Source organism: Gordonia aichiensis NBRC 108223 (assembly GCF_000332975.1).
Taxonomy (GTDB): Bacteria; Actinomycetota; Actinomycetes; order Mycobacteriales; family Mycobacteriaceae; genus Gordonia; species Gordonia aichiensis.
Window position 1 is genome coordinate 406817 of record NZ_BANR01000003.1, and the last position, 12269, is coordinate 419085.

Genomic DNA, 12269 nt, shown 5'->3' on the forward strand with positions numbered 1-12269 from the left:
CGAAGGTTACTAGTTACTAACTACTTACTTCAATGGTCATGCAGTCTCGACTTCACGTCGCGGGAGAGCGTCAGTCGGCCGTGGCGAGACTCGACACGAGCCGATCGATCGGTACCAGGCCGGTGTACCGCCCGGTCTCGTCCCAGCACACGAGCGGGTCGAAGCGCGTCGATGGCGGGCGGGTCATGGCACGGCGCAATACTTCTCGGCGATCCGCCGACCGGTGCACCCGCATCGCCGGGTGACGCGCCACGCCATGATCGCCGTGTCGGATGGCGAGGTGCGTCGGGCTCGCGCGGGCGTCGAGCAATACGATCGCCGCGAGCTCGGGGTCGCTTCCGAACTCGACGCTCAGCGCCGAGTCGGACGCGCCGACCGGAGCTGTCCGCCCGGCCTCGACGAATCGCTCAACCGTGTCAGCGGAGGTCGGTACCTCGGCTGTCCGGCAACTGACCTCGGGGTCGATCCCACCCATCGATTCGGTGGGACGTCCGAGAAGGTATCCCTGGCCGAGAGGCACGCCGAGCTGTTGAAGACGCTGGAGGTCTCGCGGCGACTCGATGCCCTCGGCGATCAGCCAGGCGTCGATACGACTGCAGAACTCGCCGAACATCTCGACGAGCGCCGCTTTGGCGGCGTCCCGGTGAAGATCGGTCACGAGCGACCCGTCGAGTTTCACGAAATCGGGGTGGAGAGTGAGTATGTGATGCAGGCTCGCATAGCCTGCGCCCGCGTCGTCGACAGCGACGAAGCCGCCGAGTTCTCGAACGTGCGCAACCGTCGCGGCGACCCTGTCGTAGTCGGCGACGACGGCATGCTCGGTGAGTTCGAACACCATGCGCGTCAGGGAGCCGCACTCAAGCAGCGAACGCACACGGTCGGAGAGCAAGGCATCGGGCGAGACGTTCACCGAGAGAAAACAGTGTCGCGGCAGAACTGCGCGCGACGACAGGGCTTTTTCGACCACCAGTGCGCTCAGGTCGGCCTCGCGTCCGATGCGGGCCGCCGCAGCGAACCAGCGATCCGGTCCTACGCTCGGCTGATCGGTGAAGCGACTCAGCATTTCATAGCCGACGACACGCACCACGGGAAGGTGTGCGATCGGCTGGAACACCGCTCCGGGCGCGGTGGCCGAGTCGATCAGCGCGTCGACCGCACGCTCAAGCTCGTCGTCGCTGAAGTCGTCGTCCGCGCGATCCGAGTCCGCGCGATCCGAGTCGGTGCGCCCGCCCTCACTCACCCGAACGGTCGGTGATCAGTTCGCGGACCCGTGCGACAGTCTCAGGCGGAACCGGACTCACTCCATGCTCGGAGGCGGCGTGCGCCGTGACCTGGTCGAGCAACTCTGACTCTGACGCGGCGAGAAATCTCGCATCGCAGTCGGGAATGACCGCACCGCACCAGAACTCCTTCATCGCGCTCCTCTCGACTGTTCTTCAGTGTACGTGCGTACTCCTGAATTCGACTGCACGTCGTCGTCGGGGACGACACGGTCGGCGCGACTGTAGAGGACCATCGACTCGCCGCGGACGAAGCCCGCGAGGGTCAGTCCGTGGTCGGCGGCGAGTTCGGCGGCAAGCGACGACGGAGCAGAGACCGCGGAGAGCATCGGGATACCCGCCATGACGGCCTTCTGGACGAGTTCGAAGCTGGCCCGCCCGGACACCTGCAGGATATGGCCCCGGAGCGGGAGCAGATCGCGGGCAAGCGCCCACCCCACGACCTTGTCGACGGCATTGTGGCGACCGACGTCCTCGCGCACGACGCGCAACTCGCCGGTCCGGCCGTCGAACAATGCGGCAGCGTGTAGTCCGCCGGTCGTGGCAAAGATCTTCTGGTGTTCGCGCAGGCGGGCGGGGAGATCGAGCAGTGCATCGACGTCGACGGTCAGTGGGTCGTCGGAAACGGTGAAACGCGAACGCGTCGTGACCGATTCGATGCTGTCCTTGCCGCAGACACCGCACGCACTCGAGATGGTGAAGTCACGTGGGGACGTCCGTGTGGGTTCTGCGACGTGTGGCGCGAGCGCGAGGTCGAGAACGTTGTAGGTGTTGCGGCCGTCGGCGTCGGTTCCCGCGCAATAGCGCGCAGTGCTCAGATCTTCTGCACGCCCCAGTACGCCCTCGGAGACCAGGAAACCGGTGGCGAGCTCGACGTCGTGGCCCGGAGTGCGCATCGTGACCGCGAGCCGTGCGCCGTTGACGCGCATCTCCAGCGGTTCCTCGACGGCCAGCACGTCGACGCGTGGTGCCACCTGCGCACCGCGACGGACCCGGATGACCCGCCGTCGAGCGGTGATACGTCCCATGGAACCACGCTAACCCGCGCGCACGATCAGACGTCGAGTACGAGCGTCACCGGGCCGTCGTTGACCAGGGAGACCTCCATGTGCGCACCGAATCTGCCGGTGGCGACCCTCGCTCCGGCGCCGCGTAGTTCTGCGACCACGGCGTCGACCAGCGGCTCGGCGAGGTGGCCGGGGGCCGCGGCATTCCACGAGGGGCGTCGCCCCTTGGCGGTGTTGGCGTAGAGGGTGAACTGGCTGATCACGAGGATCGGCGCGTCGAGGTCGGCGGCGGAGTGCTCGCGACCGTCGGGGCCGTCGAGAATGCGCAGACGCCAGATCTTGTCGGCGAGCTTCGCCGCGTTGGCCGGAGTGTCGTCATGGGTGATCCCGACGAGCGCGACGAGACCGAAGCCGCCGGGTGCGATGTCGAGTTCGCCGACCGTCTCGCCGTCGACCGTCACCTCTGCCCGAGTTGCTCGCTGGATCACCGCACGCATGCCGACAAGCATCACAGACAACAACGAGGTTCTCCCGGTTGCGGGTGCGGATCGATGCGCAAGGTGAAGATCTGGTGACGAACTCGATGCGACGGAATACCCGTGCGCGTGGATGAGGTTCGCTGTGAACATGACCGCTTCCTCTGCAGCACTCCAGTCGAAGGCCGAACACATCGCACGATTCGGGACGTACGGCGCGTGGGGGTGGTTCAAACAGTTCTCGCCCGACGAGGCCCGCGCGATCGAGGAACTCGGCTACGGGACGATCTGGCTGGGCGGATCACCCAAGAACCTGCATCCCATCCGGACGATTCTCGAGGCGACTGAGCACATCACGGTCGCCACCGGCATCGTGAACATCTGGAACTCGGTGCCGTATGTGATCGCAGGTGAATTCCACGCACTCGAGCGTGACTTTCCCGGACGTTTCTACCTCGGTATCGGCGCGGGACATCCCGAGGCGACGTCGGAGTACACGACACCGTTCAAGGCGGTGGGGCGCTACCTCGATGCTCTCGACGGAAAGCAGGTTCCGCCGAACCGCCGTCTGCTCGCCGCGCTCGGACCGCGCATGCTGCGCATGTCGGCCGAGCGGTCACTCGGTGCGCACCCCTATCTGACGACGCCGGAGCACACCGCACAGGCCAGGGAGATTCTGGGACCCGACGCCCTGCTCGCGCCCGAGCACAAAGTGGTGCTCACCGAGGACGCCGACGAGGCGCGTGCCGTCGGGCGCCCGCCCGTCGACCAGCCCTATCTGCATCTGCGCAACTACACCAACAATCTCAAGCGACTCGGCTACACCGACGAGGACATCGCCGACGGAGGCAGCGACGCGCTGATCGACGCACTTGTCGCGCACGGGACGGCCGCCCAGGTGAAGGCGCGGCTCGACGAGCATCTCGCCGCCGGCGCCAATCACGTTGCGGTGCAGGTACTGGGGTCGCAGACGCCAGTCGAGCAGCTCGCGGCGATCATCTCTGCGTGACAGCGGGGGAGATTGTCCAGTCCCTCTGCCGCGCCGGCTCCTATCGCTGAGGTCCCTATCGCACTGGTTCCTTCATCACCATCGAGATGAGCCAGCTGACGATCGAGATCACCAGTGCGCCGAGGATCGCGGCCCAGAAGAAGCTGTCGACCTGAAGCCCCCAATGAGTCGTGTTGTGGGTGATCCATGAGGTGATCTCGAGCATGAACGCGTTGATCACGATGTGGATCAGCCCGAGGGTGAGGATGTAGAGCGGGATCGAGAAGAGCTGCACGGTCGGCTTGATGAACGCGTTCACCACACCGAAGATCAGGGCGACGAGAACGACGATCCCGAACTTCTCCCAGCCCGACGCGGCGTCGGGGAACTGGAAACTCAGGCCGGGCACGATCAGGGTCGCGATCCAGAGCGCGACACCCGAGAGCGCCGACTGGAGCAGAAATGCACGCATGTCCAAGATCTTGCCAAATCCGCTCGCTCACGCGTGATTATCGGTGTCATCACCTCAGCCGATCTGCTCGCGCCGGGCTCTGACCAGGGTGCGGATGGCGTCGTGGGACGGTGCGTCGTGTTCACCACGACATCTCGGGAACCTGGTCAGCGGTCACCTTGTCGAGCCGGGCGAGTTGCTTCCGCTGTTCCGCGGTGTCTCCTCCGTCGGGCTCGTCGGCCGTCTGCTCGTCGGTCTCCTCCGTATCGGCATGGCGAGGCTTGTGGATGTGCGGGTGTGTGCGCCTGCCGCCGGGAATGATCGAGCCTGCTCCGGCGAGCATCGGGAACTCCTCCTCGGCCTCCTTGTCCAGATCTGCTTCGACGTCGGCAGCCTTCGGCGCGGAGCGCAACGACCTCCACAGCAGAACGAGCAGCGCTGCGATCAGCACACCGAGCACGATCGTCGACGCCGCGACCTCGGGGAGCTGGGTCAGCCCGTAGACCGCGGCGGCGATGATCGCGGCCGCGGGCATCGTGACGACCCATGCCACCGCCATCTTGCGGAACACCGCCCAGTCGACGGTGCTGTTGCGGTTGGTGGTGCCCACCCCGGCGACCGAACCAGCAACCGTGTGGGTTGTCGAGACGGGTGCGCCGAGAGCCGTCGAACCGAACAGTGCGATCGCCGCGCCGGTCTCGGCACAGAAGCCGCTCACCGGCCGGAGCTTGGTGATGCCGGTCCCCATCGTGCGGACGATGCGCCACCCGCCCGACAGTGTGCCGAGAGCGATGAACAGGTAACAGCCCAGTGCCACCCAGTCGGGCACCGGTAGCGACGAGCCGGTCCGGGTGAGGTGACCGGTCGAGACGAGTAGACCCGCGACGACCCCCATCGTCTTCTGCGCGTCGTTGCCGCCGTGGGCCAAGGAGATGGCCCCCGACGACGCGAGTTGGAACCAGCGGAAGAGCTTCTCGGTACGCAGCACGGGTGCGCGGAAGAGCACGGCGCGCAGGACCAGCATGAGAGTGCCGCCGAGTAGCAGGCCCGCCACCGGCGAGATCACGATGAACGCAGCGGTCTTCTCGACGCTCGAGGCTTTGATCGCGTCGATGCCGCCCTTGACGAGTGCCGCGCCGACCAGTCCACCTATGAGTGCGTGCGACGAGGAGGTCGGGATGCCGAAGTGCCACGAGAAGAAGTTCCAGATGACGGCCGCCAGGAGTGCGGCGAAGACCACGGCCACGCTGTAGTACTGCGACTTGACGGTCTCGCCGACCGTGTCGGCCACGGCGGTCCCGATCAAGAAGAAGGCCAGGAAGTTCCAGCCTGCAGCCCACAGGACCGCGACCTTGGGCTTCAGTACATGCGTCGCGACCACGGTCGCGATCGAGTTCGCGGAGTCGTGGAAGCCATTGGTGAAGTCGAACAGCGCCGCGAGTGCGATGATGCCGATCACCGACAGTGTCGTGAGGTCCACGTATCCAGGGTGAGCGTCCGGCGGGCGCACCGCCGCCGGTATCCGGGCCGGTGGCGAAGCCTTCGGGCAGAGTTCACCGCGTGGTCATCCGAGCGGGGTGATTGTCCGATCCGTATCGTGGCCGTCATTCTCAGAGCAGGCCCACTCGCGCAGTGATGGTTCAGAGGGGCGACGGCACGGGTTTGGACTGTTCGTGCAGTTCGCGTAGGATTGAACGTCGGTGCGCTTGTCGTGCCGGCATGCGCGTGCCGTTGATACGGCGGGCGTAGTCGGAGGCATCGTGACCAGGCCCCGCTCGCAGAACGGGTGCCAACACACTAACGGATAAACACTGATTCAACCGGGCAGTGGTGTGAATCGTTCGTCGACCAGGCTTGTGGCCAGGCGAACGGATCGCGACACCGCCGAGGATCGCGGAGGACATGGCGAAGAAAGACGGGGCCATCGAGGTCGAGGGACGGGTCATCGAACCCCTGCCCAATGCGATGTTTCGCATTGAGCTGGAGAACGGTCACAAGGTTCTCGCCCACATCAGCGGCAAGATGCGGCAGCACTACATCCGCATCCTGCCCGAGGACCGGGTCGTCGTGGAACTCTCGCCGTACGACCTCGGGCGCGGACGCATCGTTTACCGATACAAGTAAGACTTCCCGGCCGGTACCGGTCCGGGACAACCCACTCGTGCGGTATGGCCATCTGGTCATGCCCACGGGCGACAACAGGAGAGATTGACGTGAAGGTTCAGCCGAGCGTCAAGCCGATCTGTGAAAAGTGCAAAGTGATCCGCCGCAACGGTCGGGTCATGGTGATCTGCGAGAACCTGCGCCACAAGCAGCGCCAGGGCTGATCACACCCGAGGTCGCAGACCGCGGGGCACCCCACCAGATCGCTTGGTGACACACACAACTGAATACGTACACCAGAGCTGAGCAGAATTTGTGAAGCCCTCCCAGCACCAGCGGCGACAGACGCGTCACCGCCCACCTCCGGACTGTGTCTCGCGGACCACCGCAGACACCACGAAGCGAGTGCAACTCACATCGTGCAGAGGCCGGAGCCCCTCAGAGCAAGTAGTACAGACGAGTGGGGGACGGACTGGGAGAAGACCTCTGAAAAGAAAAGGAAATCCGCCACATGGCACGTGTTGCTGGTGTCGATCTTCCCCGCGAGAAGCGGCTCGAGATCGCACTGACCTACATCTACGGAGTTGGTCGTACCACCTCCAAGGAGATCCTCGCGGGCACCGGGCTCAGCCCCGATCTGCGCGCGAAGGACCTCACCGACGCAGACGTCGCAAAACTGCGTGAGTACATCGAAGCATCGGTGAAGGTCGAGGGTGACCTGCGCCGCGAGGTGCAGGCCGATATCCGTCGCAAGATCGAGATCGGCTGCTACCAGGGTCTGCGCCACCGTCGTGGCCTGCCCGTCCGTGGACAGCGCACCAAGACCAATGCCCGCACTCGTAAGGGCCCGAAGAAGACCATCGCCGGGAAGAAGAAGTAATGCCTCCGAAGTCACGTAGCGCAGGCCCCAAGAAGGGCACACGCCGTCGCGATAAGAAGAACGTCCCGCACGGCAACGCACACATCAAGTCGACGTTCAACAACACCATCGTGTCGATCACCGACCCCAATGGCGCAGTCATCAGCTGGGCGTCGTCGGGTCACGTCGGTTTCAAGGGCTCGCGCAAGAGCACCCCGTTCGCGGCTCAGCTCGCGGCCGAGAACGCTGCGCGCAAGGCTCAGGAGCACGGCGTCAAGAAGGTCGACGTATTCGTCAAGGGACCGGGTTCGGGTCGCGAGACCGCCATCCGGTCGCTGCAGGCAGCCGGCCTCGAGGTCGGCACCATTTCCGATGTCACCCCGCAGCCGCACAACGGTTGCCGTCCGCCCAAGCGGCGTCGGGTCTAGCGGGAAAGGGAGGAACGAAAGAACATGGCTCGTTATACCGGCCCCGCAACAAAGAAGTCCCGTCGTCTGCGCGTCGACCTCATCGGAGGAGACCAGGCGTTCGAGCGTCGCCCCTACCCGCCCGGCCAGCACGGTCGTTCGCGGATCAAGGAGAGCGAATACCTGCAGCAGCTGCAGGAGAAGCAGAAGGCACGCTTCACCTACGGAGTGATGGAAAAGCAGTTCCGTCGCTACTACGAGGAAGCCAACCGTCGTAACGGCAAGACCGGCGACGAGCTGCTGCGCATCCTGGAGACCCGTCTCGACAACGTCGTGTACCGCGCCGGACTGGCACGTACCCGTCGTCAGGCACGCCAGCTGGTGACCCACGGCCACTTCACCGTCAACGGTGTCCGCGTGGACGTCCCCAGCTACCGCGTCAGCCAGTACGACATCATCGACGTCCGTCCGAAGTCGCTGGCAACCACCCCTTTCCAGATCGCCAAGGAGCTCGTCGGCGATCGTCCGGTTCCGGGCTGGCTGCAGGTGGTTCCCTCGACGCTGCGCATCCTCGTGCACAACGTGCCCGAGCGCGCACAGATCGAGGTTCCGCTCCAGGAACAGCTCATCGTCGAGTTCTACTCGAAGTAGCGCACGGGGGGCTTGTACCCCTGCGTACCCCCGACCGGAGCCGCGTGGTTGCGATCGGGGGCACGCGCGAAATCAAGAAGCCAAGCAGCACAGAGGCTGTTCGGTTCCACTTCTAGGCCGTCATATAGCGGTCGGCCATAGGGAGAAAACAAGAAATGCTCATCTCACAGCGACCCACTCTCACCGAGGAGATCATCGCCGACGACCGGTCGAAGTTCGTCATCGAACCGCTCGAACCCGGCTTCGGCTACACCCTCGGCAACTCGCTGCGTCGTACCCTGCTCAGCTCGATCCCGGGTGCTGCGATCACCAGCATCCGCATCGACGGGGTTCTGCACGAGTTCACCACCGTCCCGGGTGTCAAGGAAGACGTCACCGACATCATCTTGAACCTCAAGGGCCTCGTGGTGAGCTCCGAAGAGGACGAGCCGGTCACCATGTACGTGCGTAAGCAGGGCCCGGGCACCGTCACCGGTGCAGACATCGTGCCGCCTGCCGGCGTCACCGTGCACAACCCGGATCTGCACATCGCCACCCTCAACGACAAGGGCAAGCTCGAGATCGAGCTCGTCGTCGAGCGGGGCCGTGGTTATGTGCCTGCCGTGCAGAACAAGGCGTCGGGAGCAGAGATCGGCCGCATCCCGGTCGACTCGATCTACTCGCCGGTGCTCAAGGTCACCTACAAGGTGGAAGCCACCCGCGTCGAGCAGCGCACCGACTTCGACCGTCTGGTGCTCGACGTCGAGACCAAGAACTCGATCAGCGCACGCGACGCCCTGGCGTCGGCGGGCAAGACCCTGGTCGAGTTGTTCGGTCTGGCTCGGGAGCTCAACGTCGAGGCCGAAGGAATCGAGATCGGGCCGTCGCCTGCGGAGGCTGACCACATCGCGTCGTTCAGCCTGCCGATCGAGGATCTGGATCTGACCGTCCGTTCGTACAACTGCCTCAAGCGCGAAGGTGTGCACACCGTCGGCGAGCTGGTTGCCCGCACCGAGTCCGATCTGCTCGACATCCGCAACTTCGGTCAGAAGTCGATTGACGAGGTGAAGGTCAAGCTGCACCACCTGGGTCTGTCGCTCAAGGACAGCCCGGCCAGCTTCGATCCGTCGCAGGTTGCCGGCTATGACGCGGCTACCGGAACGTGGTCGGATGAGGCGTCCTTCGACGCCGACTCCGGTGAGGATTTCGCGGAGACCGAGCAGCTCTAGTCGCTGCGACTGCCAAACCCTGACTCGTCGAGCGATCGTCGGGTCCTCCTAGGAGAAGACAATGCCCAAGCCCACCAAGGGTGCCCGCCTCGGCGGGTCGGCCAGCCACCAGAAGGCCATGTTGGCGAATCTCGCCACCTCGCTCTTCGAGCACGGCCGGATCACCACAACCGAAGCGAAGGCCAAGCGCCTGCGTCCGTATGCGGAGAAGATCATCACTCACGCCAAGGCCGGCAAGCTGGCCAACCGCCGTGAGGTGCTGAAGGTGATCCGCGACAAGGACGTCGTCCACACGCTGTTCGCCGAGATCGGTCCGTTCTACGCCGACCGTAACGGTGGATACACCCGCATCATCAAGACGCTGCCGCGCAAGGGCGACAACGCCCCCATGGCCGTGATCGAGCTGGTGCGCGAGAACACCGCATCGACAGAGGCCACCCGCGCAACGCGTGCGGCCGCGTCGAAGAAGGCCGCACAGGCCGCCGACGCCGACAAGGCAGCCGCTCCGGCAGCCGAGAACGTCGTCGAGGCCGTTGCCGATGAGGCGACGCCGGCACAGGTCGAGAACGCCGAGGCAGTGGCCGAGGCGGTCGACGACGAGTCGACCGCAGCCACCGCTCCGGAGGCCGAGGCCGCCGACGCCGACGTCGACGGTGACAAGGCCGACGGCGACAAGGCTGACGACAAGTAGGTCGGACGGCTGAACACGCCAGACACGAACGGACCCGCCACCCCAGCCGGTGGCGGGTCCGTTCGTCTGCGCTTCGACATTGGTTACGACGGAACAGATTTCGCGGGGTGGGCGCGACAGGTCGGGCAGCGCACGGTGTGCGAGACGCTCGAGACGACGTTGTCGACGGTCCTGCGGGTGCCGGTCCGGCTCACCGTCGCCGGCCGCACCGATGCGGGTGTCCACGCCTCCGGGCAGGTCGCACACACCGACGTTCCGGCGTCGGCACTCGATACACGGTCGATCGGGGGTGATCCGGCCCGCCTCGTCGGCAGAGTGGCCAAGATGCTGCCCGACGATGTGCGGATCAAGAAGGTCTCGACAGTCAGCCCGCATTTCGACGCCCGGTTCTCGGCGCTTCGTCGTCACTACCGTTACCGGCTGACCGACGCGGTGTTCGGTGCCGAACCCGTCGTCGCACGCACCACCGCTGCCTGGCGCCGCCCGATCGACGTCGACGCCATCAACCAGGCGTCGTCGGTGTTGGTGGGACTCAACGACTTTGCCGCATTCTGCCGACGCCGTGAGGGCGCAACGACGATTCGTGACCTGCAGCGCTTCACCTGGACTCGCGATGTCGACGGCGTGCTGATCGGCGAGGTCAGTGCCGATGCGTTCTGCTGGGCGATGGTGCGCTCACTGGTCGGTGCCGTGGCATCGGTCGGTGATGGTCGACGCGACGTCGAGTGGTGCCGGGCGCTCCTGGATGAGCGTGAACGCAGCGCCGCAGTGCCCGTTGCGGAGGCGCGCGGCCTGTGCCTCATCGGGGTCGACTATCCTGCGGCTGCCGAGTTGGCGGCACGCAATGCGATCACCCGCGACATGCGGGTTGCGGCAACCGATGGCGCGCAGGGGTGCTGTGGCGATGGGTGGCGGTGACATGGGTGGGTGCGTCGGTGCTCCGAGGAGCGATGAGCATCCATGGTGTGAACGGATCTGCCGATACGGACCGCTACCCCGAATATGCGAGTGACTGCGCGTAGTTGACGCGTGCCGCGAGGTCGGCGACGGCGGCGCGGGACGCGACCGGTATCGCCGTAGTGTGCGCCACGGGCCCGGCGGACACGGTGACCTGTACGAAACCGATCGTGCGTTCTTCTTTCACCAGCAAGAACAGCAGCCCGAGACCGCAGAACAGCACGGCGGTCACGATCGCCACGATGAGAGCCCATTGTGGAATCTCCTTGGTGGTCCGCGACATGTCGACGAAGCTGAATCGCGAGCCGCTCAGCGGTGCGTTGCCCACGGGGGTGATGAACTGGTTGCGGGTGCAACAGATGTCGCCGATCGAGACGAGGATCGGGTCGCCCTGCGGCGACGGCGCAGCATAGTTGCCAGGGGTCGGCGTCGGCGGCAATCCGAGGTCGCTCCATCCTGGGACGCCCGGCTCCGCCCCGCGGTGCTGTCTCGACGGATCGGGGTTCGGCGCGTGCGGGTAGCTCACCGTGCCATCGTCGCACAGCGCACAACCGTGGTGGCCCGTTGCGGCGTCAGGACTGCAGCTTGTAGCCGTTGGAGTCGCGAACACTCCCGGTGAACATCATGATGGCGTCGATCAGAACCCAGATTCCGACCACGGGCAGGATGAGAAAACCGATGAACACGAACGCGGTGATCCACCCGACGATCGTCAGCATGAGCTGCGCGACACCGATCCCCGTGTACCCGAGATAGAAGCGACCCGCGCCGAACCCGCCGAGGAAGAGCTGGAGCAGACCGGCTGCCACCTTGGACTTGTTCGACAGGGGCTCGCCGGTAAACGGATCGCGCCCATGGGGTGCCATCGGATCGGCCGCGCCGAAGCCCGCAGCCGGATACCCGGGCGTGAACCCGTAGCCGACAGGCTGAGCGGGCACGCTGCCGTAGGCCGGGCCAGAGTACTGGGCGCCGCCGTAATACTGGGGGTAGCCGGTGCCTTCGTAGGGGAGCGGGAGGAACTGGTCGCTGGACGCGGACGGGCCGAACGGGGAGGGCGTGCCGTAGGGCGCCGAACCGTAGGGATGCCCGCTTTGGGAGCCCGGGTTCGAACTGTCGGGGTAACTCATGGCGCCCATCCTCGCACGAGCTACCGACACGTACCGTGCGCAGTGCGCACGAAAGGGGCAGATG

17 protein-coding genes are annotated in these 12269 nt (G+C 65.4%); 9 read left to right on the forward strand and 8 right to left on the reverse strand.

The genetic code is table 11. The features are described 5' to 3' along the window. Positions 1–70: 70 nt before the first annotated feature. From GOACH_RS03230 to dtd, 4 genes are read right to left on the reverse strand one after another with little or no spacing between them, the layout of a single operon-like run. Positions 71–1240 carry an EAL domain-containing protein gene (locus GOACH_RS03230; protein WP_005170456.1) on the reverse strand — a complete coding sequence of 390 codons (1170 nt, stop codon included), beginning with the start codon at positions 1238–1240 and terminating at the stop codon, positions 71–73. Continuing rightward, positions 1233–1415, reverse strand: coding sequence for a DUF1059 domain-containing protein (locus GOACH_RS03235; RefSeq protein WP_005170458.1), 183 nt, complete (start codon positions 1413–1415; stop codon positions 1233–1235). The genes GOACH_RS03230 and GOACH_RS03235 overlap by 8 nt, the downstream gene beginning before the upstream one ends. Next, positions 1412–2308: a formate dehydrogenase accessory sulfurtransferase FdhD gene (gene fdhD, locus GOACH_RS03240; RefSeq protein ID WP_005170460.1), complete on the reverse strand. Its 897-nt coding sequence runs from the start codon at positions 2306–2308 to the stop codon at positions 1412–1414. The genes GOACH_RS03235 and fdhD overlap by 4 nt, the downstream gene beginning before the upstream one ends. A gap of 26 nt (positions 2309–2334) precedes the next feature. After that, positions 2335–2784, reverse strand: coding sequence for a D-aminoacyl-tRNA deacylase (gene dtd / locus GOACH_RS03245; RefSeq protein ID WP_040517674.1), 450 nt, complete (start codon positions 2782–2784; stop codon positions 2335–2337). A gap of 130 nt (positions 2785–2914) precedes the next feature. Here dtd and GOACH_RS03250 point away from each other — a divergent pair, with 130 nt between their 5' ends. Continuing rightward, a complete protein-coding gene (locus GOACH_RS03250) occupies positions 2915–3772 on the forward strand; it encodes an LLM class F420-dependent oxidoreductase (RefSeq protein ID WP_040517675.1) in 858 nt (285 codons plus the stop codon). Positions 3773–3827: 55 nt separating this feature from the next. On the opposite strand, the gene GOACH_RS03255 is transcribed toward GOACH_RS03250, so the two are convergent. Continuing rightward, positions 3828–4223 carry a phage holin family protein gene (locus GOACH_RS03255; RefSeq protein WP_040517677.1) on the reverse strand — a complete coding sequence of 132 codons (396 nt, stop codon included), beginning with the start codon at positions 4221–4223 and terminating at the stop codon, positions 3828–3830. A 121-nt stretch (positions 4224–4344) separates the two neighbouring features. Then, positions 4345–5682 (reverse strand): inorganic phosphate transporter, encoded by a 1338-nt coding sequence (locus GOACH_RS03260; protein WP_005170470.1) that lies wholly within the window; start codon positions 5680–5682, stop codon positions 4345–4347. Positions 5683–6104: 422 nt separating this feature from the next. On the opposite strand from GOACH_RS03260, the gene infA reads away from it, so the two are divergent. The 8 genes from infA to truA all read left to right on the forward strand — a co-directional run bounded on the left by infA (position 6105) and on the right by truA (position 11039). After that, complete coding sequence (infA, locus tag GOACH_RS03265) at positions 6105–6326, forward strand: translation initiation factor IF-1 (protein WP_005170487.1); 222 nt, start codon at positions 6105–6107, stop codon at positions 6324–6326. Between the two features lie 89 nt (positions 6327–6415). Next, positions 6416–6529: a 50S ribosomal protein L36 gene (gene rpmJ, locus GOACH_RS03270; protein WP_005207978.1), complete on the forward strand. Its 114-nt coding sequence runs from the start codon at positions 6416–6418 to the stop codon at positions 6527–6529. A gap of 287 nt (positions 6530–6816) precedes the next feature. Next, positions 6817–7185, forward strand: coding sequence for a 30S ribosomal protein S13 (gene rpsM, locus GOACH_RS03275; protein WP_005170495.1), 369 nt, complete (start codon positions 6817–6819; stop codon positions 7183–7185). Then, positions 7185–7592: a 30S ribosomal protein S11 gene (gene rpsK / locus GOACH_RS03280; protein WP_005170497.1), complete on the forward strand. Its 408-nt coding sequence runs from the start codon at positions 7185–7187 to the stop codon at positions 7590–7592. The genes rpsM and rpsK overlap by 1 nt, the downstream gene beginning before the upstream one ends. Positions 7593–7616: 24 nt before the next feature. Continuing rightward, positions 7617–8222: a 30S ribosomal protein S4 gene (gene rpsD / locus GOACH_RS03285; protein ID WP_005170499.1), complete on the forward strand. Its 606-nt coding sequence runs from the start codon at positions 7617–7619 to the stop codon at positions 8220–8222. A 155-nt stretch (positions 8223–8377) separates the two neighbouring features. After that, positions 8378–9430 (forward strand): DNA-directed RNA polymerase subunit alpha, encoded by a 1053-nt coding sequence (locus GOACH_RS03290; RefSeq protein WP_005170501.1) that lies wholly within the window; start codon positions 8378–8380, stop codon positions 9428–9430. A 61-nt stretch (positions 9431–9491) separates the two neighbouring features. After that, positions 9492–10121 carry a 50S ribosomal protein L17 gene (rplQ, locus tag GOACH_RS03295; protein WP_005170504.1) on the forward strand — a complete coding sequence of 210 codons (630 nt, stop codon included), beginning with the start codon at positions 9492–9494 and terminating at the stop codon, positions 10119–10121. A gap of 66 nt (positions 10122–10187) precedes the next feature. Continuing rightward, positions 10188–11039: a tRNA pseudouridine(38-40) synthase TruA gene (gene truA / locus GOACH_RS03300; protein ID WP_174320800.1), complete on the forward strand. Its 852-nt coding sequence runs from the start codon at positions 10188–10190 to the stop codon at positions 11037–11039. A 73-nt stretch (positions 11040–11112) separates the two neighbouring features. Here the strand turns inward: truA and GOACH_RS03305 are convergent, their stop codons facing one another. Both GOACH_RS03305 and GOACH_RS03310 read right to left on the reverse strand, forming a co-directional pair. Then, on the reverse strand, positions 11113–11604 hold the full coding sequence (locus GOACH_RS03305; protein ID WP_005170507.1) for a hypothetical protein: 492 nt from the start codon (positions 11602–11604) through the stop codon (positions 11113–11115). 46 nt (positions 11605–11650) lie between these two features. Then, positions 11651–12205 carry a TM2 domain-containing protein gene (locus GOACH_RS03310; protein WP_005170509.1) on the reverse strand — a complete coding sequence of 185 codons (555 nt, stop codon included), beginning with the start codon at positions 12203–12205 and terminating at the stop codon, positions 11651–11653. Positions 12206–12269: the final 64 nt, after the last annotated feature.